Raw genomic sequence first — 22,973 nt, forward strand, 5'->3', positions numbered from 1 at the left:
GGACGTGATCCGTTACGACGCCCTGGACGCGCTGCCCGTGCGCTCCGCCCTGCCCGCCCTGGCCGACGCCCTGGAGGGTGACGGCACCGCCGTGCTCGTGGCGCCGCCCGGCACCGGCAAGACGACGTTGGTGCCGCTGGTGCTGGCGGGGCTGGTCGGGGGCGGTCCGGCGCGGCGGGTCGTGGTGGCCGAGCCGCGGCGGATCGCGGCGCGGGCGGCGGCCCGGCGGATGGCGTGGCTGCTGGGCGAGAAGCCCGGCGAGAGCGTGGGCTTCACGGTGCGCGGCGAGCGGGCCGTGGGGCGGCACACGCGCGTGGAGGTCGTGACGACCGGTGTGCTGCTGCAGCGGCTGCAACGGGACCAGGAGCTGCCGGGCGTCGACGTCGTCGTACTGGACGAGTGCCACGAGCGGCACCTGGACGCGGACACGGCGGCCGCCTTCCTGTGGGACGTGCGGCAGACGCTGCGGCCGGAACTGCGGCTCTTGGCCGCGTCGGCGACCACGGACGCGGAGGGCTGGGCCCGGCTGCTCGGCGGGGCGCCGGTGGTCGAGGCGGCGGGTGTCTCCCATCCGGTGGAGGTGGTGTGGGCGCCGCCGCCGCGCCCGGTGCGCCCGCCGCACGGGATGCGGGTCGATCCGGCACTGCTCGCGCACGTGGCATCGGTGGTGCGGCGGGCGCTGGCCGAGCGGGCGGGCGACGTGCTGTGCTTCCTGCCCGGTGTGGGCGAGATCGCGCGCGTGGCCGGGCAGCTCGGGGGCCTGGGGGACGTCGAGGTGCTGCAGGTGCACGGGCGGGCGTCGGCCTCGGTGCAGGACGCGGTGCTGACGGGCGGGGAGCGGCGCCGGGTGGTCCTGGCCACGTCGGTCGCCGAGTCGTCACTGACCGTGCCCGGGGTGCGGGTGGTCGTCGATGCGGGGCTGGCGCGGGAGCCGCGGGTGGACCACGCGCGCGGGCTGAGCGGACTGACGACCGTACGGGCGTCGCGGGCGGCCGGGCGGCAGCGGGCCGGGCGAGCGGGGCGTGAGGCGCCGGGGGTGGTGTACCGGTGCTGGACGCAGGCCGAGGACGGGCGTCTGCCGGCCTTTCCGACGCCGGAGATCAAGCTGGCCGACCTGACCGCGTTCGCCCTCCAGGCGGCCTGCTGGGGCGATCCGGACGCCTCCGGGCTGGCCTTGCTGGATCCGCCGCCGGGCGGGGCGATGGCCGCCGGGCGCTCCGCCCTGGCAGCCGTGGGGGCGGTGGATCCCGCCGGGCGGGCCACGGACGTCGGGGTGCGGTTGGCCCGGCTGGGGGTGCACCCGCGACTGGGGCGGGCGTTGTTGGACACCTCGGGTGAGGGCGCGGAGGTTGTCGCGCTGCTCTCGGAAGAGGTGCCGCGCGAGTACGGGGATGATCTTGCGGATGCCTTGCGCCGCGCCCGACGCGGAGGTGACGCCTACGCCGCACAGTGGGCTGCGGAGGTTCGGCGGCTGCGGGCCGTCTCTTCGGATCCGTCCGGCCCGCCCGCCCGCGACGCCCGCCCGCAAGGTGCTCTCGAAGTCGGGCCGGGCACCAGTGACGACCGGCTCGCCGGGCTGGTCGCCGCGCTCGCCTTTCCCGAGCGTGTCGCCAGGCTCGACGGCGGGTCGTATCTCATGGCCTCCGGGACACGGGCCGAGTGGGCGCAGGGGTCGGCGGTGCGAGGAGCGCCGTGGATCGTCGTCGCGGTTGCCGACCGGCCGGGCGGCACCGGGCACGCGCGTGTGCGGCTCGGGGCCGCCGTGGCGCAGGACGTGGCGCTCGCGGCCGCCGGACCTCTGCTCGCCGAACGGGACGAGGTGCACTGGGCCGATGGGGACGTCGTCGCCCGGCATGTCGAGCGGCTGGGGGCGATCGAGCTGGCCGTACGGCCGCTGAAGGACGCCGATCCGCCACTCGTACGCGCTGCCCTTCTCGAAGGTCTGCAGCAGGAGGGGTTCGGGCTGCTTCGGTGGTCGGCGGAGGCGCGGGTACTGCGGCAGCGGCTGGCGTTTGTGCGGACGCACCTCGGGGAGCCGTGGCCGGACGTGTCCGACGACGCGCTGCACGCGCGCGTGGACGAGTGGCTGGAACCGGAGCTGGGCAGGGCCCGGCGCCGGGCCGATCTCGCGCGGATCGACGCCGGACAGGCGCTCGCCCGGCTGCTGCCCTGGGCGAGCGGAGATGCCGTCCGGCTGGATGAACTCGCGCCCGAGCGGATCGTCGTACCCAGTGGGTCCAGAATCCGGATCGACTACGACGACCCCGAGCGGCCGGTGCTCGCCGTCAAGTTGCAGGAGATGTTCGGGCTTCAGGAGACGCCGGCCGTGGCGGGGGTGCCGCTGCTGGTGCATCTGCTCTCCCCCGCCGGGCGGCCCGCCGCCGTCACCGCCGACCTCTCGTCCTTCTGGAAGGACGGCTACAAGGGCGTACGCGCGGAGCTGCGCGGACGGTATCCGAAGCATCCGTGGCCCGAGGACCCGGCGGCCGCCGAGCCCACCCGGCACACCAGCGCGAGGCTCAGGCGTTGACCGGTTCCGGCTCCGGCGACTGCGTGGGGGCCGGGTCCCGGGGGCGGCGGGAGCGGGCCTCCAGGTAGAGGGAGAGGGCCAGCAGCAGGACGCCGAGGATCAGGGAGCCCCAGGGGACGTACGAGGTGAGCATCAGGACGAGGGTGCGGTTGTGCTTGACCAGGGCGACGGTGTGCTCGATGTAGTCCTCGCGCATCTTCACGTCCCCGGCGAACGCCGTGACCTTGGCGCGGCCGCCGAGCAGGGTGCCGCCGCGCAGCTCCTCCTGGTGCAGTTCCTCGCCGTAGACCGGGGCGCCGGTGACCGGTTCGACCCAGAACTTGCGGACCGTGCTGTACCAGCGGGTCGTGCCCGTCCTGGCGACCGTTTCCGGTGTGATGCCCTGGACGGGCATGCTCTTGGGCATGGGGACCTTGGTCCAGGGGATGGTCTGCTCGAAGTAGTAGACCATCAGGCCGCGGAAGGTCTGGGTGCCCTTGTAGTGGATGGGGCTCGTGGTGCGGGTCTGCGCGTCGAAGTACTCGTAGTCGCGCTTCTGCGTGAGGAACGGCCACTTGAACTCGATGCCCTGGCGGGTGACCGGGTCGCCGTCGACCATCTCGCCGGTGGCGTGCACCGGGTCCTGGGTGTGGGCGTCGAAGATGTAGCGCTCGGGGATCTTGGAGACCATCTTGCCGTCGGGGCCCTGGACGTAGGACAGGCTGTCCCAGACGACGACCGGCCGCCCCGCCGTCCTCTCGATCTTCTTCGCGGCCTCCACGTTGCCCTTGAGGGTCTGCACGATGGTGACCTTGGGGACCTTTTTGGCGTGCATGGTGCCGTAGTCGAGGAGGGTGGCGTCCTTGGCCTCCAGGACCATGTCCTGGTACTGGTTCGCGGGGATCCTGGCCAGGCGCGGGAAGGCGTACCAGCGCATGAGCGGGGACAGCGCCGCGCAGAAGACGGCGCAGGCGAGCAGGACCAGGCTTGCCTTGCGGCGCATGCGAGGCCTCCCTCCCGGACGGGCGTGGCTACGGGTGCGAGGGCACCGTCGTCAGCAGCGGCTTGGGGGACGTCCGGCCCGACGGCGAGCCCATCGCGCTGATCGTGAGGACCAGGGCGAGCGCGAGGGCGAAACCGGTCGCAGCGGCGATCAGTGCGCGCATCGGGGCCTCCCGGCGAGCGGAACGGTTCCTGACGGTCGGCGTCCCGCCAGTTCCTGATGGAGTGTCAGGTCCGGCACCGTAGCAACGGGCGGGCGAGATGAGAACAGCGGTGCACGTACGAACGAGGGCGCCCTGCCCGCTGGTGCGAGAAGGGCGCCCTGCTGGTCCGTGTGGGGTCAGGACGAGGCGGAGGAGGTGGGCGAGGGGCTCGGCGACGGGCTCGCCGTGGTGTCGGCCGCGGCGACGTTCAGCTCGACGGTGAGCGTCGTGCCGCCGGTGGTGGTGATCCGGAGCAGGAAGGTGCCGGTGTTGTCGTCGGCGTACAGCTTCGGCAGCGTGAGCAGGCCCTTGCCGTCGGTCTGCAGGCCGGTGAGGGTGCGCACCGTCTTGCCCTTGGCGTCCTTGAAGTAGGGGCCCTTGTCGTTCTCGCTGGTGTCGAGGGGCGACTTGATCAGCGTGGCGGTGGCCGCGACCTTGTCCGCGACGGCGCCCTTGTACGTCGCCTTCACCTGGACCTGGTCGGCGAACTCGCCGCCCGGGGTGCAGGTGAGCGGGGTGTCGCTGGTGCGGGTCAGGGTGTCGGCGACGCGGGCGGTGACGGTGGCCGTGTAGTCGACGCCCTTGGCCGAGCGGCCCACGACGGCCGTGGTGACCTTGAAGTCGCCGGTCTTCTCTCCCGCCCGGAGCGCGGGGGCGAGCGCGACGCCCTGGGCGTCGGTGGCGACCGTGGCCACCTTCTCGCCACCGGTGAAGGTGGTGTCGGTGTCGCCGCTGATCGTGAACCGGATACGCACCTTGGCGACGGACTTGCCGGCCTTGGTCTCGGCGCGGGTGGAGATCCGCTCGGTGAAGGCGTCGCCGGCCATCGCGGTGAGTTGGGTGGTGCCCGCGTCCTGGAGGTGGTCCACGGTGTCGGTGGGGGTGGGCGTGGGCGTCGGGGCGGGCGGCTTCGACGGGGTCGGGCCGGGGCTCCCGCTGCCTCCCCCGGGCTTCGGGGTGGGCTTGTTCTTCGGCGGCTTCGGCGGCGTGGGCGTCGGGGACTCGGTGTGCCGGGTGCCGTCGTCGCTGCGGCGCCCGGGCACGCTGCCGCTGCCGTCGGGGACGGAGTAGGTGCCCTTGCGGTAGTACTCCAGCCAGCTCAGGACCGTGTTCAGGTAGTCCTGCGAGTCGTTGTAGCTGAGGATCGCGCTGTGCAGCCCGTCCTCGCCAGAGAGGTCCCAGTCGTTGCGGCACAGGTAGTGGCCGGCGGCGAGGGCGGCGTCGTAGACGTTGTTGGGGTCCTTCTTGCCGTCGCCGTTGCCGTCGCGGCCGGCCCAGGCCCAGGTCGACGGGATGAACTGCATGGGGCCGACGGCCCGGTCGTACTCGGCACTGCCGTCGTAGGCCCCGTGGTCGGTGTCCTTGATGAGCGCGAAGCCGTTGCCGTCGAGCACCGGGCCCAGGATGGGGGTCAGCGTGGTGCCGTCGGCATCGACCCGGCCGCCGTCGGCGTGGCCCGACTCGACCTTGCCGATGGCGGCGAGGAGTTGCCAGGGCAGGTTGCAGCCGGGCTTGGAGGAGCGCAGTTCGGCCTCGGCCTTCTTGTAGGCGTCGAGGACCGTCGCCGGTATGCCGGCCTCCGCGTCTCCCTGGACGACCGGGGTTCCGGCGGTCGGCGAGGAGCTGGGGCCCGGGCTGGGGTTGGGGCTGTTCAGCGGCGGGAGGTCCGTGTAGTACGGGGAGTTGCCGGTGGCGTTGCCCTCGGAGGCCGCGCCCGGGACGGGCGTGGAGGCGCCGGCCGTCGTCTGTCTGCTGTGGTCCCGGCCGGTCGCTCCCGGTGCCTGGGACGCGGACAGAGCCGCGACCGCCGCCGCGGCCACGGCGGTGGTTGCCGCCCCCTTGCGCAGCCGCCTGCCGAAATGCGCCGCCATAGACTGAACCCCTCCTGTGGACGCCCCTGCGCCCGTCTCCGTCCGTCTGCCTCGCTCCGGTGTGACGGTTGACCCGGTGTTCCGGTTGCGTCTGTTGCGCCGTTCCCTCTGTGTGGTGTGCGACCGTGTGCCTGCCCGGCGCCGCAGGTGACCCTACGGCAACTTGCTTGGCGCGGGCACCTGTTCACGTCCGATTTTCACCGGTTGGCCAACTCTCGTTGTCGCCCGTGGAGCCGGCGGGGTTCCCGCATACTGAACAGGCCTGACCACCGGCTCCGACGGTGTGGCCGACGACCGTTCGAGGGGGCCCTGTTGCCGTTCACACTCAGCCATGCGGCGGCCGTCCTGCCCGCGGTCCGCCGGGACGGGACCGGACGCGGCCCGCTGGTGCCGGCGGTGCTCGTCGCGGCCCCCTTCGCGCCCGCATGACCTTCTGTGCCGCAAGTGTCCTGCCGGGCGGAATGGAATCCGGCACGGTCACGCACGCGTTCGCCGGGGTCGTCACGGTCGACGTGCTCATCGCCTGGGCCCTGGTGGGGCTGTGGCTGCTGGTCCGGGAACCGTTGCTCGCGCTGCTGCCCCGGGCCGTGCAGGGGCGGCCGGCGGCCCTGCTGCGCTGCGGTGCGCCACGCGCGCGCGTACGGGCCGCCGCGGTGGGGTGGTGGTACGTCTCCGCGGTGCTCGGCGGGCTGACGCATGTGGTGTGGGACGCGTTCACGCACGACTGCCGGTGGGGGGCGCGGCTGGTCCCGGCCGTCGAGCACGACCGCCTGCTCGGCGTGCCGCTGTTCTCGTGGCTGCAGTACGGCTCGTCCGTGGCGGGCGCGGCCGTGCTCGCGGTGTTCGCCGCTCGGGCGCTGCGGCGGCCGGCGGGCGGGGTGCCGGCGGGGGTGCCGGTGCTCTCCGTGCGGGACCGGTGGCGGGCCGCGGCGGTCATCGGCGGCTGCGCGGTGGCCAGGGCGGTGCAGCGGGTGGCGCGGGAGTGGCCGGGCGCAGGCGCGTCGGCCCGGCTGTGGGAACTGGTGCCGGCCCTGTGCTTCGGGGTGGGCGCGGGGCTCGTCCCGGGGCTGCTGCTGTACGCCGGCGGGGTCAGGGTGCGGCGTCGGGACCCGGCGCCGGACGGTCCTGGCGGTCCCGGCGAGGCGGTCGCTGCGCGTCGGAGGCGGCCGGTCGCTCGGTGAGGGACGCGACGAAGACCGTGAGGGTGGGTCGGGGGCGCGATCTGGGGATCAGCGCGAGCGCCAGGGCGAGATAGCCGCGGGCCAGGTCGGCCCACTGCCGCCAGTCCGGGACGTGGTCCGTGCAGGCGGTCGGGCCGGCGAGTCTGCGCCGCAGGTCCGTGGCGGCCGTGCGTACGGTCTCGGCCAGGTCTGCGGGGACGCGGGCGGTGCTTGCGTCGGCCGCGAGGGCCGGGACCGGCGAGGCGAGCAGGGCCTGCGCCGAGGCGGTGTCCGCCCAGGCCCGGGTGTCTGCCTCGGGCGTCCGGCGGTGAAGCATGCGTATACCCATGCCCGCAGTGTTGCGGCTGCGGGGGGTGTGGGGCGTTTTGGCGGGGGCCACGTGAGTGACGGGCCCTGCGGGAATTTGGCCGGTTTGTTGTGCTGGAGCCGGTTGATTGTGCGGGTGGGTGAGGCGGCGCGGGGGGCGGCGACGGGTTCGGCACCGCGGGGTGCCGCCGTCTCGCCCGAACGCAGTTACCGCCGAGAAGGATCTCTCGGTGCGGTGGGCGAGCCGGGCGGGACTGGAACCGCGCGGTGGGCGAGCCTGGCGGTGGTGGAACCTGCGGTGGCGGAACCGCGCGGTGGCGGCGGGGGGCCTGCCTCCTCCGCCACCGCCCTGCGCAGGCTAGTGCGCTGCGGATTCCCAGTCCGGGCCCGCGCCCACCGAGACGTCCAGGGGGGCCCTGAGGTGGACGGCGCCCGCCATCTCGCGGCGGACGATCTCCTCCGTGGCCCGGCGCTCGCCCGGGGCGATCTCCAGCACGATTTCGTCGTGGACCTGCAGGAGCATGCGGGACTTCAGCCCCGCCGCCCGCAGCGCGCTGTCCACCTTGAGCATGGCGATCTTGACGATGTCCGCCGCCGTCCCCTGGATGGGTGCGTTGAGGGCCATGCGCTCGGCCGCCTCGCGGCGCTGGCGGTTGTCGCTGTTGAGGTCGGGCAGATAGCGGCGGCGGCCGAAGAGCGTCGCCGTGTAGCCCGTCGCCCGTGCCTCGTCGACCGCGCGGCGCAGGTAGTCCCGGACGCCGCCGAAGCGCTCGAAGTAGGTGTCCATCAGGGCGCGCGCCTCGCCCGCGTCGATGTTCAGCTGCTGGGAGAGGCCGAACGCGGACAGGCCGTAGGCGAGGCCGTACGACATCGCCTTGATCTTGCGGCGCATCTCCGCGTCCACCGCGTCCCGCTCGACCCCGAAGACCTGGGAGGCGACCGTGGTGTGCAGGTCCTCGCCGGAGGTGAACGCCTCGATCAGGCCCTCGTCCTCGGAGAGGTGGGCCATCACGCGCAGCTCGATCTGGCTGTAGTCGGCGGTCATCAGCGACTCGAAACCCTCGCCGACGACGAAGCCGCGGCGGATCGCCCGGCCCTCGTCCGTACGCACCGGGATGTTCTGCAGGTTCGGGTCCGTGGAGGACAGACGGCCGGTCGCGGCCACCGTCTGGTTGAACGTGGTGTGGATCCGGCCGTCGCCCGCGACGGTCTTGATCAGACCCTCGACGGTGACGCGCAGCTTCGCCTGCTCACGGTGGCGGAGCATGACCACCGGCAGTTCGTTGTCGGTCTGGGTGGCGAGCCAGGCGAGGGCGTCGGCGTCCGTCGTGTAGCCCGTCTTGGTCTTCTTGGTCTTGGGCAGGGCCAGCTCGCCGAAGAGGACCTCCTGGAGCTGCTTGGGCGAGCCCAGGTTGAACTCGTGCCCTGCGGCGGCGTGGGCCTCCTTCACGGCCTGCTGCACCGCGCCCGCGAACGTCTGCTCCATCGCCTCCAGGTGCGCGCGGTCGGCCGCGATACCGTGCCGCTCCATGCGGGCGAGCAGGGCGGAGGTGGGCAGCTCCATGTCGCGCAGCAGGTCCGCCGCGCCCACCTCCTCGAGGCGGGCCCCGAAGGCCTCGCCCAGGTCGAGGATCGCGCGGGCCTGGACCATCAGGGCCTCGGCCTCGGCGCCGTCGTCCGCGCCGAAGGCGAGCTGCCCGTCGGCCGCGGCGGCGGGCGCCAGCTCGCGGTGCAGGTACTCCAGGGACAGCGTGTCCAGGTCGAAGGAGCGGCGGCCCGGCTTGACCAGGTAGGCGGCGAGCGCGGTGTCCATGGTGACGCCCTCGACGCTCCAGCCGTGCTCGGCGAGGACGCGCATGGCGCCCTTGGCGTTGTGGAACACCTTGGGGCGGGCGGCGTCGGCCAGCCACGCCGCGAACGCGTTCTCGTCGGCCTCGTCCAGCTCGGCCGGGTCGAACCAGGCGGCCGCTCCCCCGGCCGCGGCGAGGGCGACCTCGGCGACCGAGCCGGTGCCCAGCGCCCAGGTGTCGACGGTGGCGACGCCCAGGGTCCGGCCGGCGTGCTCGGTGAGCCAGGGGGCCAGCTCGCCGGTGCCCAGGACCGTGGCGTCGATCTCCACGCCGTCGGTGGCGACCGGTGTGGCCTCGGCCTCCTCCGCGCCCGGGTCGACGGCGTAGAGGCGCTCGCGCAGGGACGGGTTGCGGATCTCCAGGGTGTCCAGGACCATCGCGACGGCCTTGCGGTCGTACGGGCCCCGCTCCAGGTCGGTGACCGTCTTCGGCAGCTCGACCTGGCGCTCCAGCTCGGTCAGGACGCGGTTGAGCTTGACCGACTCCAGGTGGTCGCGGAGGTTCTGCCCCGCCTTGCCCTTGACCTCCTCGACCCGCTCGACCAGCTCGGCGAAGGAGCCGAACTGGTTGATCCACTTCGCGGCGGTCTTCTCGCCGACGCCGGGAATGCCCGGGAGGTTGTCGGACGGGTCGCCGCGCAGGGCCGCGAAGTCGGGGTACTGGGCAGGCGTCAAGCCGTACTTCTCAAGAACCTTCTCCGGGGTGAACCGGGTCAGCTCCGAGACGCCCTTCGTCGGGTAGAGCACCGTGATGTTGTCGGTGACCAGCTGGAAGGAGTCGCGGTCGCCGGTGACGATCAGCACGTCGAAGCCCGCGGCCTCGGCCTGGGTGGCGAGGGTGGCGATGACGTCGTCCGCCTCGAAGCCCTCGACGGCGAAGCGCGGGGCGTGCATCGCGTCGAGCAGCTCGCCGATCAGCTCGACCTGACCCTTGAACTCGTCCGGGGTCTTCGAGCGGTTCGCCTTGTACTCGGTGAACCGCTCGGAGCGCCAGGTCTTGCGCGAGACGTCGAAGGCCACCGCGAAGTGCGTCGGCTCCTCGTCACGCAGGGTGTTGGCCAGCATCGACGCGAAGCCGTAGATCGCGTTCGTCGGCTGGCCGGTCGCGGTCGTGAAGTTCTCCGCGGGCAGCGCGAAGAACGCGCGGTAGGCCAGCGAGTGCCCGTCCATGAGCATCAGCCGGGGACGGGTACCGCCGGGGGTCTTGTCGGTCTTCTTCGATGCTGTCTCTGCCACGTCCCCGATCCTGCCACGCCGCACTGACAGTCCGGACCGGACGGCTCCGGGTGCGGGTGCTCGCCCCCACGACACCGCGCCGCCACGGCGGCCGGGACGGGCGAAGGACGCGGTCGGGACGGGCCGAGGACGAGGCAGGCGGCGGCAGGAGAAGGCGGCGGCACCGTTGTCGGCGACCCGTGGGAGGATCGACGGCGAATACGGCACACGCAGTCGAAGGGGAGCGTGCGATGGCGACGAAACCACCGAAGGGTGATCCGGTTCAGGACGCGCCGCAGGTCACCGAGCCTCAGCACGCGGCCGCCGGGCTGCCGGCCATCGGCCACACCCTGCGCATCGCCCAGCAGCAGATGGGTCTGCGGCGCACCACGCTGACGCTGCTGCAGGTGAACCAGAAGAAGGGCTTCGACTGCCCGGGCTGCGCCTGGCCCGAGCCGGAGCACCGGCACACCTTCGAGTTCTGCGAGAACGGCGCGAAGGCGGTGGCCGAGGAGGCCACTTTGCGCCGGGTCACGCCGGAGTTCTTCGCCGCGCACCCGGTGGCCGACCTGGCCACCAGGAGCGGCTACTGGCTGGGACAGCAGGGCCGGCTCACGCACCCCATGCATCTCCCCGAGGGCGGCACGCACTACGAGCCGGTCACCTGGGAGCGGGCCTTCGACATCGTGGCCGAGGAGATCGCGGCGCTCGGCTCCCCCGACGAGGCCGTCTTCTACACGTCGGGCCGCACCAGCAACGAGGCCGCGTTCCTGTACCAGCTCTTCGCACGCGAGCTGGGTACGAACAACCTGCCGGACTGCTCCAACATGTGCCACGAGTCGTCCGGCTCGGCCCTGAGCGAGACCCTCGGCGTCGGCAAGGGCAGCGTTCTGCTGGAGGACCTCCACCAGGCGGACCTGATCATCGTCGCAGGCCAGAACCCGGGCACGAACCATCCCCGCATGCTCTCCGCGCTGGAGAAGGCCAAGGCGAACGGCGCGAAGATCATCAGCATCAATCCGCTGCCCGAGGCCGGCCTGGAGCGGTTCAAGAACCCGCAGACGCCGCAGGGCCTGCTCAAGGGCGCCGCGCTCACCGACCTGTTCCTGCAGATCCGCATCGGCGGCGACCAGGCGCTCTTCCGCCTGCTGAACAAGCTGATCCTGCAGACCGAGGGCGCGGTCGACGAGGAGTTCGTCCGCGAGCACACCCACGGCTTCGAGGAGTTCGCCGAGGCCGCCCGCGCCGCCGACTGGGCCGGGACGCTGGCCGCCACGGGCCTCACGCGCGCGGAGATCGAGCAGGCGCTGGGCATGGCGCTCGCCTCGAAGCGCACGATCGTGTGCTGGGCGATGGGTCTCACCCAGCACAAGCACGCCGTCCCGACCATCCGCGAGGTGGTCAACTTCCTTCTGCTGCGCGGCAACATCGGCCGGCCCGGCGCGGGCGTGTGCCCCGTGCGCGGCCACTCCAACGTGCAGGGCGACCGCACGATGGGCATCTTCGAGCGGCCTGCCCCGGCCTTCCTGGACGCGCTGGAGAAGGAGTTCGGGTTCACACCGCCGCGCCGGCACGGCTTCGACGTCGTACGGGCCATCCGCGCGCTGCGCGACGGAGAGGCGAAAGTGTTCTTCGCCATGGGCGGCAACTTCGTCTCCGCCTCCCCCGACACCGAGGTCACCGAGGCCGCGATGCGCCGGGCGCGGCTGACCGTGCATGTGTCGACCAAGCTCAACCGCTCGCACGTGGTCACCGGGGCGCGGGCGCTGATCCTGCCCACGCTGGGCCGCACCGAGCGGGACCTGCAGGCCTGTGGCGAACAGTTCGTGACCGTCGAGGACTCGATGGGCATGGTGCACGCCTCGCGCGGGCGGCTCGCGCCCGCCAGTGCGCGCCTGCGCTCCGAGCCCGCGATCGTCTGCGGGCTGGCGCGCCGGGTGCTCGGCGCGAACAGCGTCGTGCCGTGGGAGGAGTTCGAGAAGGACTACGCGACGGTCCGTGACCGCATCGCGCGCGTGATCCCCGGTTTCGAGGACTTCAACGCCCGTGTCGCCCACCCCGGCGGCTTCGCGCTGCCGCACGCGCCGCGCGACGAGCGCCGCTTCCCGACCGCCACCGGCAAGGCGAACTTCACGGCGGCGCCGGTGGAGTACCCGGAGCTGCCCGAAGGCCGGCTGCTGTTGCAGACCCTGCGCTCGCACGACCAGTACAACACCACGATCTACGGTCTCGACGACCGCTACCGGGGCATCACGGGCGGCCGCCGGGTGGTGCTGGTGCACCCCGAGGACGCCGGGGCGCTCGGGTTCGCCGAAGGGGCGTACGTCGATCTGGTCAGCGAGTGGAAGGACGGCGTGGAGCGGCGGGCGCCCGGCTTCCGGATCGTGCACTACCCGACGACCCGGGGCTGCGCGGCGGCCTACTACCCCGAGACGAACGTCCTGGTCCCGCTCGACGCCACCGCCGACACCAGTAACACGCCGGCCAGCAAGTCCGTCGTCGTACGACTCGAAGGGCACACGGAGAGCACAGCGGGCCGTCTGGAACAATCGGCGACCGACTGAGCGTTTGCTCAGTGAGCAGCCGGCTGCGAGTGGACAGCCGGACGACGAACGGAGCCGGGACCATGGGTGAGCAGCATCGAGCGGAGTTCCCGCAGGAGGTCATCGACGAGTACGCGGCCCTCGGTGTCGACCTGCCCGCCCTGTTCTCGGCCGGTCACCTGGGCACGCGCATGGGTGTGCAGATCCTGGAGGCCTCGGCGGACCGGGTCGTCGGGACCATGCCGGTGGAGGGCAACACCCAGCCGTACGGCCTGCTGCACGGCGGCGCCTCCGCGGTGCTGGCGGAGACCCTGGGTTCGGTGGGCTCGATGCTGCACGGCGGCAGCTCCAAGATCGCGGTCGGGGTCGATCTGAACTGCACGCATCACCGCGGGGTCCGTTCGGGCCTGGTGACGGGTGTGGCCACGCCCGTGCACCGGGGCCGGTCGACGGCGACGTACGAGATCGTGATCACCGACGAGCAGGGCCGCCGGGTGTGCAGCGCCCGGCTGACCTGCCTGCTGCGGGACGTGCGGCCCGGCGACGCGGCACAGGTGCCGGCCACCGCCGGCTGACCGGCCCGCCCCGGGCTGTTGCCCCCTGCCGTCCCGGCCCTTAGCTTCGGCACATGGGACGGCGAGGGGACCCCCGGCACGGGGTGAGGTGGCTGTTGCTCGGGTCGGCGCTGCCCGCGCTCCTGCTGGCAACGGCCTGCGACGGGCCCGGCGGCACCGGGCACCGCGCCGGCCCGGATCCCCCTCCCGCCCCCTCCCCCTACGCCGCTTCCTCTGCTTCCGCCGCCGACCTGTGCACCCGGCTCGTCGCGCACTGGTCGCGCGAGGTGCTCGACGGCACCACCTACGGCGACTACCAGTCGATGGGGCTGTCCAACGGGGAGTACGAGATCCTGCGGGACGTCGTGAACGCGGCGCGGTCCATGAAGCGGCGTCAAGGGGCGGGGGGTGCCGGTGAATTGATCGACCGTCAGGCACGCAGCGCCTGCGCCGAGCGCTATCGGTACGGGGCCCCGAGCGAAAGCCCCTGGCAGTGACCGGCATCGGCCCTCTGGAGCCCGGCGAGGGCACGCGCGCGTGGGACGCCGGAGCGCCGGAGCGCCCACCCGGCCGCCGCACCGCCCGGATCCGCACGGCGCTGCTGACCCGTTACACCCGCCACCGCCGCACCACCCTCGCCCTCGCCGCAGCCGCCGCCCTCCTGGGCGCAGGCGGCTACCTCTATGCCACCCGGCCCCAGCGGCCACCGTCGCCTTCGCCGCCCCCGGCGCCGTATCCCGCCCAGACGGTGGACGTGGCCTACTCGGGCGGTCGGCCCAATCCGGGCGGCGCCCTTCCGCGCAGCTTCAGCTTCGCGGTGCTACTGAGCGTGGAGTCCGGGCCACCGGTAACCGTGACCCGGGTGACCCAGCCGTACGCGGGACTGTCGCTGGTGACAGACCCTCGGCCCCCCTTCCGCACCAAGGCAGGATCCGGCCGCAAGATCACAATAACCATGCACGTGACGGAATGCGGAAAGGTGCCCATGGACGCCGGGCTTCCTTTCCTGGATGTAACTCTGCGTAATACGCGCGCAATACAGATTCAGAGCTTCATCCTCGGCACGCGCTACGCGCAACACCTCTCCCAGGCCCTGAAAGACGCCTGCGACAACAAGATCACGTCATCACCAAAACCCTCGAGACGCCTGAATTGATCATGGTGAATCCTGCAGGTTCTCATCATGCGGACGGAGCGAATCGGGCGGAATTCCAACCTTCCCCCCCAGTGCGTACCGCTCTGCATTACGTCGTGTCATAACAAGAGAGTCACAGCCTGGGTCAGGGTCTCCTCCACGTTCCCTGCACACGCTTAGAGTCACCGCCAGTCACCGCGCCGAATGATTGCCTCTTCGACTTGCCCGCAGGGCTTCGCCCTTGGGCCTGTCACTTCATACGGGCGCGCGGCTCGACCGTCTCCAGGGGGAGACGGTCGTCCAGGGAAAGGACTGATCGTGCGTCAACGTTCGCTCATCGCCATCACCGCCGCGCTGGCAGCGGGAGCACTCACCCTCACCGCCTGCGGCTCGCGCGACAGCGGCGACAAGGGTTCCGACTCCGGCAAGGGTGGCGGCACCACCGTCACCATCGGCGTCGACGCCCCGCTGACCGGCGACCTGTCCGCGCTCGGCCTGGGCATCAAGAACTCCGTGGACCTGGCCGTCAACACGGCCAACAAGCAGAACCTCGTCAAGGGCGTCACCTTCAAGATCTCCGCCAAGGACGACCAGGCGCAGCCCTCCTCCGGTCAGCAGAACGCCACCGCGTTCGTCGGCGACAGCTCCGTCCTCGGTGTCGTCGGCCCGCTCAACTCCTCGGTCGCGCAGTCGATGCAGAAGGTCTTCGACGACAACAAGCTGGTGGAGGTCTCCCCCGCCAACACCAGCCCGGACCTGACCCAGGGCACCAACTGGCAGACCACCAAGCAGCGTCCGTACAAGTCGTACTTCCGCACCGCCACCACGGACGCCATCCAGGGCCCGTTCGCTGCGCAGTACATCTACAACAAGGCCAAGAAGACCAAGGTCTTCGTCATCGACGACAAGAAGACCTACGGCGCAGGCCTCGCCAAGACCTTCACCGACGAGTTCACGAAGCTCGGCGGCAAGGTGGTCGGCACCGAGCACATCAACCCCGACACCAAGGACTTCTCCGCGGTCGCGACCAAGGTCAAGAACTCCGGCGCCGAAGTGGTCTACTACGGCGGCGAGTACCCGCAGGCCGGCCCGCTCAGCAAGCAGATCAAGTCCGCCGGCGCCAACATTCCGCTGATCGGCGGCGACGGCATCTACGACCCCACCTTCATCAAGCTGGCCGGCACCGCGGCCACCGGCGACTTCGCCACCTCGGTCGGCGCGCCGGTCGAAACGCTGGCCTCCGCCAAGGAATTCGTCGCCAACTACAAGGCGGCGGGCTACAAGGACGAGTACGCGGCCTACGGCGGTTACTCCTACGACTCGGCCTGGGCGATCATCGAGGCCGTGAAGAAGGTCGTCGACGACAACGGCGGCAAGCTGCCGTCCGACGCCCGCGCGAAGGTCACCGCCGCGGTGCAGAACGTGTCCTTCGACGGTGTGACCGGCAAGGTCTCCTTCGACCAGTACGGCGACGCGACCAACAAGCAGCTCACCGTCTACTCCGTGGCGGGCGGCGCCTGGAAGGCCGTGGAGTCCGGCACCTACAACGGCGGCTGACCCACTCCCGCACCTGTCGAGCCGCGCGGGGCGCTGTTCCACTGGCGCCCCGCGCGGACTCGCATCCGGCCCCATCCGTCGCTCGTTCCGAACGTCTCGGAGGACATGCGGTGAACGAACTGCCGCAGCAGCTGGTCAACGGCCTGCTACTTGGATCCATGTACGGGCTGGTCGCCATCGGCTACACAATGGTCTACGGCATTGTCCAGCTCATCAACTTCGCCCACGGCGAGATCTTCATGACCGGTGCCTTCGGCGCGCTCACGGTCTATGTGTACATCCTTCCCGACGGCACCTCGATGTGGGTGGCCCTGCCGCTGATGCTGATCGGCGCGATCCTGGTCTCCGTCACCGTCGCCGTCGGAGCGGAACGGTTCGCCTACCGTCCGCTGCGCACCGCCCCGCGCCTCGCGCCCCTCATCACCGCCATCGGTCTCTCCCTGGCGCTGCAGCAGGCGGTGTGGGCCTGGTACCCGCAGGCGAAGTCCGCCCGCACGTTCCCGACCATTCCGGGCGGCCCCTTCAACATCGGCAACGTCACGATCCAGACCGGTGACATCTTCCTGGTGGCCGCGGCCCCGCTCAGCATGGCGTTCCTCGCCTACTTCGTGATGCGCACCCGTACCGGCCGCGGTATGCAGGCCACCGCCCAGGATCCGGACACCGCGAAGCTGATGGGCGTCAACACCGACCGCATCATCGTGATCGCGTTCGCCCTCGGCGCCGCCTTCGCGGCCGTCGGAGGCGTCGCCTACGGTCTCAAGTACGGCCAGATCGACTTCAAGATGGGCTTCCTCCTCGGTCTGAAGGCCTTCACCGCGGCCGTCCTCGGCGGCATCGGCAACATCTACGGCGCCATGCTCGGCGGCCTCGTCCTCGGTGTGGCCGAGGCACTGTCCACCGCCTACATCTCGAACATCCCCGGCATGGACAAGTTCGGCAGCCAGTCCTGGGCAGACGTCTGGGCGTTCGTACTCCTCATCCTCGTGCTGCTGTTCAGGCCACAGGGCCTGCTCGGCGAGCGCGTCGCGGACAGGGCGTGACAGCGATGACCACACAGACCACACCGTCCGAGTCCCCCAAGTCCCCAGACACGGCGGAGAGTTCGGGCACCACGGCGACCGCCCGCTCCGGTCTGGTCGGGCTGCCGGCCCCGCTCGGGCGGGCCCTCGCCACCGGCGGCGGCGCCCTCGCGATCGTCTCCACGTTCATGTCCTGGACCTGGACCACCGACTTCCCCGGCGACCTCACGGTCTACGGCTACCCGGGCGGCCTGCAGGTCCTGGTGCTGATCGGCGGTATCCTCACCACCCTGTTCGGCCTGGCCTCCTACGGAGTCAAGGGCCTTGACCGGCTGACGCCCGGCAGCGCCGACGCCGCCCTCAAGATGGCCGCTGTCGGCACCTTCGGCACCGCCTGGTACACCGTCATCGCCATCAGCGCGGAGCTGGGCGGCCTGGTGAACCTGGATCCCGGCGGCTTCGTCGTCGCGATCGCCACGCTCGTCGCCCTGCTCGGCGCGCTGGCCCTCCCGTTCGCCCGGCCGGAGCCGGAACCCATCGACCCGGACGACACCGGCATGGAGCTGTTCAAGCACCGCGGCCGGCAGGGCTGGAGCACGTTCCGCGCGGCCTTCGCCGCCGAGACCCCCGCGCCGGCCCGGCCGCTGCCCGCCTGGGCCGAGATCCTCGTCATCGTCGCGGCCATGGCCGTGGGCCTGATCGTCTTCAGCTACGGCGTCGGCACGCCGTACGACGAACTGTTCGTCGGCTTCCTGATCACCGCCGGTTTCGGTTTCGCCGCGCTCTCCAAGGCGGGGCTCGTGGCCCGTGTCTCGGCGATCACCGCGAAGCACCGGAACATCACCATGACCGGCGCCTTCGTCGCCGCCGCGGCCTTCCCGTTCACCCAGACCAACGACCAGTACGCGACGATCGGCGTCTACATCCTGATCTTCGCGACCGTGGCCCTGGGCCTGAACATCGTCGTCGGCCTCGCCGGTCTCCTCGACCTCGGTTACGTCGCCTTCCTCGGTGTCGGCGCCTACACCGCGGCCCTGGTCTCCGGCTCGCCGTCCTCGCCGCTGCACGTGCAGTGGCCGTTCTGGGCGTCGGCGCTGCTCGGCGCGGTCGTCGCCATGATCTTCGGCGTCATCATCGGCGCCCCGACCCTGCGGCTGCGCGGCGACTACCTGGCCATCGTGACGCTCGGATTCGGTGAGATCTTCCGGATCACCGTCCTCAACCTGGACGGCACTTCGGGTCCGGACGTCACCAACGGCTCCAACGGCATCTCCTCGATCCCGAACCTGAACATCCTCGGCTTCGACTTCGGCCAGCAGCACCAGATCCTCGGCTCCACCATCGGCCGGTTCGCCAACTACCTGCTGCTGATGCTGGTCATCACGCTCATCGTGGTCGTCGTGTTCCGGCGCAGCAGCGACTCCCGCATCGGCCGGGCCTGGGTCGCCATCCGCGAGGACGAGACCGCCGCGCTCGCCATGGGCATCAACGGCTTCCGGGTCAAGCTCATCGCCTTCGCGCTCGGCGCGTGCCTGGCCGGTCTCTCCGGCTCCGTCCAGGGCCACGTCACCTACACGGTGACCCCGGAGCAGTACCAGTTCGCCTACGCCGTACCGCCCAACTCGGCCTTCCTGCTGGCCGCAGTGGTCCTCGGCGGCATGGGCACCATCTCCGGACCGCTGGTCGGTGCGTCCCTGCTGTACCTGATCCCGGCCAAGCTCCAGTTCCTGGGCGACTACCAGCTCTTCGCCTTCGGCGTCACTCTCATCCTGCTGATGCGCTTCCGCCCGGAGGGCCTCATCCCCAACCGGCGCCGCCAGCTCGAGTTCCACGAAGAGGCCGACGCGCCCGCCGTCCTCAGCAAGGCAGGGGCCTGACCACGATGACCACCGACACCACCACCCAGGAGCCCACCCCGGGCGCCTCCGCCTCCGGCGAGGTCGTCCTCGACGCCCGCGGCGTGACCATGCGCTTCGGCGGACTGACCGCCGTACGCAATGTGGACCTGACCGTGAACAGCGGCGAGATCGTCGGGCTGATCGGCCCCAACGGCGCCGGCAAGACGACCTTCTTCAACTGCCTGACCGGCCTGTACGTGCCCACCGAGGGCGAGGTCCGCTACAAGGACCAGGTGCTGCCGCCCAAGTCCTTCAAGGTCACCGCGGCCGGCATCGCCCGTACCTTCCAGAACATCCGGCTGTTCGCCAACATGACCGTGCTGGAGAACGTCCTGGTCGGCCGGCACACCCGCACCAGGGAGGGCCTGTGGTCGGCGCTGCTGCGCGGCCCGGGATTCCACCGCGCCGAGGCGGCCTCCCGCGAACGGGCCATGGAACTGCTCCGGTTCGTGGGCCTGGACCGGAAGGCGGAGCACCTCGCCCGCAACCTGCCCTACGGCGAGCAGCGCAAGCTGGAGATCGCCCGCGCGCTGGCCAGCGAGCCAGGTCTGCTGCTGCTCGACGAGCCGACGGCCGGCATGAACCCGCAGGAGACCCGGGCCACCGAGGAGCTGGTCTTCGCCATCCGGGACCAGGGCATCGCCGTCCTCGTCATCGAGCACGACATGCGCTTCATCTTCAACCTCTGCGACCGGGTCGCCGTCCTGGTGCAGGGCGAGAAGCTGATCGAGGGCGACAGCGCGACCGTCCAGGGCGACGAGCGCGTGATCGCGGCCTATCTCGGCGAGCCCTTCGAGAACGCGCCCGGCGACGAGGAGGTGGCCGAGGTCGAGGCCGCCGAGGCACAGGCCGAGGCGGACACCGAGAACACGACCGACGCCGCGCCAGGCGAGGAGAACGACCGATGACCGCACTGCTCGAAGTCGAGGATCTGAGGGTCGCCTACGGCAAGATCGAGGCCGTCAAGGGCATCTCCTTCACGGTCGAGGCCGGCCAGGTCGTCACCCTCATCGGTACCAACGGCGCCGGCAAGACCACCACCCTGCGCACGCTGTCCGGTCTGCTGAAGCCGGTCGGCGGGCAGATCCGGTTCGGCGGCAAGTCGCTGAAGAAGGTCCCGGCCCACCAGATCGTCGCGCTGGGCCTCGCCCACTCCCCCGAGGGCCGGCACATCTTCCCGCGCATGACCATCGAGGACAATCTGCGCCTCGGGGCGTTCCTGCGCAGCGACAAGCCCGGCATCGAGCAGGACATCCAGCGCGCCTACGACCTCTTCCCCATCCTCGGGGAACGCAGGAAGCAGGCGGCGGGCACCCTCTCCGGCGGTGAGCAGCAGATGCTGGCGATGGGCAGGGCGCTGATGTCCCAGCCCAAGCTGCTGATGCTGGACGAGCCGTCGATGGGTCTGTCGCCGATCATGATGCAGAAGATCATGGCGACGATAGCCGAACTCAAGTCCCAGGGCACGACGATCCTGCTGGTCGAGCAGAACGCCCAGGCCGCGTTGTCACTGGCCGACCAGGGTCATGTCATGGAGGTCGGCACGATCGTCCTGTCCGGCACGGGGCAGGATCTGCTGCACGACGAGTCCGTGCGCAAGGCGTACCTGGGCGAGGACTGACCGGTACGACGACGCGGCCCGCGCCCCTCTTCTCCCGGGCGCGGGCCGCGTCGTACGCAGCGTGCCGCTCAGTCCTTCTTCGCGGACTTCTTCTCCTCGCTGTCCGTGATGACCGCCTCGGCGACCTGCTGCATCGACATGCGGCGGTCCATGGAGGTCTTCTGGATCCAGCGGAAGGCGGCCGGCTCGGTCAGGCCGTACTCGGTCTGCAGGATGGACTTCGCCCGGTCGACCAGCTTGCGGGTCTCCAGGCGCAGGGTGAGGTCGGCGACCTCCTTCTCCAGCTGCTTCAGCTCGGTGAAGCGGGAGACGGCCATCTCGATGGCCGGTACGACGTCGCTCTTGCTGAACGGCTTCACCAGGTACGCCATGGCACCGGCGTCCCGGGCACGCTCCACCAGGTCGCGCTGGGAGAAGGCGGTGAGCATCAGGACCGGCGCGATGGACTCCTCGGCGATCTTCTCGGCCGCGGAGATGCCGTCCAGCTTGGGCATCTTCACGTCCAGGATGACCAGGTCCGGCTTGTGCTCGCGGGCCAGCTCGACGGCCTGTTCGCCGTCCCCGGCCTCGCCGACGACGGTGTACCCCTCTTCCTCCAGCATCTCCTTCAGGTCGAGCCGGATCAGGGCCTCGTCCTCGGCGATGACGACACGGGTCGTCAGCGGAGGCACGTGCGACTTGTCCTCGTCGGGCGCGTCTACGGGCTGGGGCGACTCGGCGGTCACGGGGGCTCCTCGTTCAGGGCAGGGGTACTGCTGACAAGAGCCTACCTAGCTACGGTATGGTGGACGCGCGGAGGGTCGGGGGAAACCTTTGATTCTGCGAGCCCCGGTAGCCCAATTGGCAGCAGGCAACGGATTCAAAACCCGTACAGTGTCGGTTCGAGTCCGACCCGGGGCACTTTTCCTTGGATTCCAAGGTCAGCCTAGGCGAGCAAAAGGCAAATATGTCAAAGGGCCCCTCCGGTGAGAGGCCCTTTTTTCGGTTGCTTTGATCACTTCGGTTCCTTGGGTTCCTCAGGGCTGTCGTCCTCACCGATGTGGTGAACCCGGACCAGGTTGGTCGAGCCGGGGACCCCGGGCGGGGAGCCGGCCGTGATCACCACGACGTCGCCCTTCTCGCAGCGGCCGTACTTGAGCAGCAGCTCGTCCACCTGCTCGACCATGGCGTCGGTGGAGTCGACGTGCGGGCCGAGGAAGGTCTCCGCGCCCCAGGTCAGGCTGAGCTGGGAGCGGGTGGCCTGCTCCGGGGTGAACGCGAGCAGCGGGATCGGCGAGCGGTAGCGGGAGAGCCGGCGGGCGGTGTCTCCCGACTGGGTGAACGCCACCAGGAACTTCGCGCCGAGGAAGTCGCCCGTCTCGGCGGCGGCCCGGGCGACCGCGCCGCCCTGGGTGCGGGGCTTGTTCCGCTCGGTCAGCGGGGGCAGGCCCGCCGCGAGCATGCCCTCCTCGGCCGCCTCGACGATCTTGGCCATGGTGCGCACGGTCTCGACCGGGTACTTTCCGACGCTGGTCTCGCCGGAGAGCATCACCGCGTCCGTGCCGTCGAGGACCGCGTTGGCCACGTCGGAGGCCTCGGCGCGGGTCGGGCGGGAGTTCTCGATCATCGAGTCGAGCATCTGGGTGGCGACGATGACCGGCTTGGCGTTGCGCCGGGCGAGCTTGATCGCGCGCTTCTGCACGATCGGCACCTGCTCCAGCGGCATCTCCACACCCAGGTCGCCGCGCGCGACCATGATGCCGTCGAAGGCGGCGACGATGCCGTCCAGGTTCTCCACGGCCTGCGGCTTCTCGACCTTGGCGATCACCGGCAGGCGGCGGCCCTCCTCGGCCATGATGCGCCGCACGTCCTCGGCGTCGTGGCCGCTGCGCACGAAGGACAGGGCGATGACGTCGAAGCCGGTGCGCAGGGCCCAGCGCAGGTCCGCCTCGTCCTTCTCGGACAGGGCGGGCACGGAGACGGCGACGCCGGGGAGGTTCAGGCCCTTGTGGTCGGAGACCATGCCGCCCTCGACCACCCGGGTGTGCACACGGGGACCGTCGACGGCGGTGACCTCCAGGCAGACCTTGCCGTCGTCCACCAGGACGCGCTCGCCCGGGGCGACGTCGGCGGCGAGGCCGGCATAGGTGGTGCCGCACCGGTGGCGGTCGCCCTCGACGCCCTCCTCTACGGTGATGGTGAACTCGTCGCCGCGTTCAAGGAGTACGGGGCCTTCGCCGAAGTGACCGAGCCGGATCTTCGGACCTTGAAGGTCGGCGAGAATACCGACGCTGCGGCCGGTCTCGTCGGCCGCCTTGCGCACCCGCCGGTAGCGCTCCTCGTGCTCGGCATGGGTGCCGTGGCTGAGATTGAACCGGGCGACATCCATTCCGGCGTCGACCAGTGCCTTGATCTGGTCGTACGAATCGGTGGCGGGCCCCAGAGTACAGACGATCTTTGCTCGGCGCATACGTCGAGCCTAGGCCTTACCCGCCGGTAGATAGTCGGCCCCACATGACCACTCAACA

General features: G+C 71.1%; 17 protein-coding genes, 1 tRNA gene and 1 pseudogene. 12 read left to right on the top strand and 7 right to left on the bottom strand.

Annotation, left to right across the window (positions count from 1 at the left end):
• The first annotated feature begins 4 nt into the window (after nucleotides 1-4).
• On the top strand, nucleotides 5-2,530 hold the full coding sequence (gene hrpB, locus GQF42_RS12895) for an ATP-dependent helicase HrpB (protein WP_158919774.1): 2,526 nt from the start codon (nucleotides 5-7) through the stop codon (nucleotides 2,528-2,530).
• Here the strand turns inward: hrpB and GQF42_RS12900 are convergent.
• The 3 genes from GQF42_RS12900 to GQF42_RS12910 form a co-directional block, all read right to left on the bottom strand.
• Entirely contained in the window at nucleotides 2,520-3,512 is a 993-nt protein-coding gene (locus GQF42_RS12900; protein ID WP_158919775.1) for a DUF3068 domain-containing protein, read from the bottom strand. The genes hrpB and GQF42_RS12900 overlap by 11 nt on opposite strands.
• A 28-nt stretch (nucleotides 3,513-3,540) precedes the next feature.
• A complete protein-coding gene (locus tag GQF42_RS12905) occupies nucleotides 3,541-3,675 on the bottom strand; it encodes an SPW_0924 family protein (RefSeq protein ID WP_158919776.1) in 135 nt (44 codons plus the stop codon).
• A gap of 176 nt (nucleotides 3,676-3,851) precedes the next feature.
• Complete coding sequence (locus GQF42_RS12910; RefSeq protein ID WP_158919777.1) at nucleotides 3,852-5,585, bottom strand: lytic transglycosylase domain-containing protein; 1,734 nt, start codon at nucleotides 5,583-5,585, stop codon at nucleotides 3,852-3,854.
• Between the two features lie 312 nt (nucleotides 5,586-5,897).
• Here GQF42_RS12910 and GQF42_RS12915 point away from each other — a divergent pair.
• Nucleotides 5,898-6,766 (top strand): annotated as a pseudogene (locus tag GQF42_RS12915) (DUF4184 family protein).
• On the opposite strand, the gene GQF42_RS12920 reads toward GQF42_RS12915, so the two are convergent.
• Nucleotides 6,675-7,094, bottom strand: coding sequence for a hypothetical protein (locus GQF42_RS12920; protein WP_199272663.1), 420 nt, complete (start codon nucleotides 7,092-7,094; stop codon nucleotides 6,675-6,677). The pseudogene GQF42_RS12915 and the gene GQF42_RS12920 overlap by 92 nt on opposite strands.
• A gap of 336 nt (nucleotides 7,095-7,430) precedes the next feature.
• On the bottom strand, nucleotides 7,431-10,157 hold the full coding sequence (gene polA, locus GQF42_RS12925; RefSeq protein WP_158919778.1) for a DNA polymerase I: 2,727 nt from the start codon (nucleotides 10,155-10,157) through the stop codon (nucleotides 7,431-7,433).
• A gap of 230 nt (nucleotides 10,158-10,387) precedes the next feature.
• On the opposite strand from polA, the gene GQF42_RS12930 reads away from it, so the two are divergent.
• The 9 genes from GQF42_RS12930 (at nucleotide 10,388) to GQF42_RS12970 (ending at nucleotide 20,466) form a co-directional block, all read left to right on the top strand.
• Nucleotides 10,388-12,700, top strand: coding sequence for an FdhF/YdeP family oxidoreductase (locus GQF42_RS12930; RefSeq protein ID WP_158919779.1), 2,313 nt, complete (start codon nucleotides 10,388-10,390; stop codon nucleotides 12,698-12,700).
• A 62-nt stretch (nucleotides 12,701-12,762) separates the two neighbouring features.
• Complete coding sequence (locus GQF42_RS12935; RefSeq protein WP_158919780.1) at nucleotides 12,763-13,254, top strand: hotdog fold thioesterase; 492 nt, start codon at nucleotides 12,763-12,765, stop codon at nucleotides 13,252-13,254.
• A gap of 53 nt (nucleotides 13,255-13,307) precedes the next feature.
• Nucleotides 13,308-13,730, top strand: a complete 423-nt coding sequence (locus GQF42_RS12940) for a hypothetical protein (protein WP_199272664.1) — start codon at nucleotides 13,308-13,310, stop codon at nucleotides 13,728-13,730.
• Nucleotides 13,727-14,389 (top strand): Tat pathway signal sequence domain protein, encoded by a 663-nt coding sequence (locus tag GQF42_RS12945; RefSeq protein ID WP_158919781.1) that lies wholly within the window; start codon nucleotides 13,727-13,729, stop codon nucleotides 14,387-14,389. Before GQF42_RS12940 ends, GQF42_RS12945 begins: the two co-directional genes overlap by 4 nt.
• Before the next feature lie 297 nt (nucleotides 14,390-14,686).
• Entirely contained in the window at nucleotides 14,687-15,925 is a 1,239-nt protein-coding gene (locus GQF42_RS12950) for a branched-chain amino acid ABC transporter substrate-binding protein (protein WP_199272665.1), read from the top strand.
• Between the two features lie 110 nt (nucleotides 15,926-16,035).
• On the top strand, nucleotides 16,036-16,968 hold the full coding sequence (locus GQF42_RS12955) for a branched-chain amino acid ABC transporter permease (protein WP_158919783.1): 933 nt from the start codon (nucleotides 16,036-16,038) through the stop codon (nucleotides 16,966-16,968).
• A gap of 5 nt (nucleotides 16,969-16,973) precedes the next feature.
• On the top strand, nucleotides 16,974-18,824 hold the full coding sequence (locus GQF42_RS12960; protein ID WP_158919784.1) for a branched-chain amino acid ABC transporter permease: 1,851 nt from the start codon (nucleotides 16,974-16,976) through the stop codon (nucleotides 18,822-18,824).
• Nucleotides 18,825-18,829: 5 nt separating this feature from the next.
• Entirely contained in the window at nucleotides 18,830-19,753 is a 924-nt protein-coding gene (locus GQF42_RS12965) for an ABC transporter ATP-binding protein (RefSeq protein ID WP_158919785.1), read from the top strand.
• Nucleotides 19,750-20,466, top strand: coding sequence for an ABC transporter ATP-binding protein (locus GQF42_RS12970; RefSeq protein WP_158919786.1), 717 nt, complete (start codon nucleotides 19,750-19,752; stop codon nucleotides 20,464-20,466). The genes GQF42_RS12965 and GQF42_RS12970 overlap by 4 nt, the downstream gene beginning before the upstream one ends.
• A 68-nt stretch (nucleotides 20,467-20,534) precedes the next feature.
• Here GQF42_RS12970 and GQF42_RS12975 read toward each other — a convergent pair whose 3' ends face one another.
• The gene (locus GQF42_RS12975) at nucleotides 20,535-21,191 is read right to left on the bottom strand and encodes an ANTAR domain-containing response regulator (RefSeq protein ID WP_158919787.1); all 657 of its coding nucleotides are present in this window, start codon (nucleotides 21,189-21,191) and stop codon (nucleotides 20,535-20,537) included.
• Nucleotides 21,192-21,291: 100 nt separating this feature from the next.
• Between GQF42_RS12975 and GQF42_RS12980 the strand changes: the two genes are divergently transcribed.
• Nucleotides 21,292-21,366, top strand: a tRNA-Leu gene (locus GQF42_RS12980).
• 94 nt (nucleotides 21,367-21,460) lie between these two features.
• Here GQF42_RS12980 and pyk read toward each other — a convergent pair.
• Nucleotides 21,461-22,915, bottom strand: a complete 1,455-nt coding sequence (gene pyk, locus GQF42_RS12985; protein WP_158919788.1) for a pyruvate kinase — start codon at nucleotides 22,913-22,915, stop codon at nucleotides 21,461-21,463.
• Nucleotides 22,916-22,973: the final 58 nt, after the last annotated feature.

This window comes from Streptomyces broussonetiae (genome assembly GCF_009796285.1).
GTDB lineage: Bacteria > Actinomycetota > Actinomycetes > Streptomycetales > Streptomycetaceae > Streptomyces > Streptomyces broussonetiae.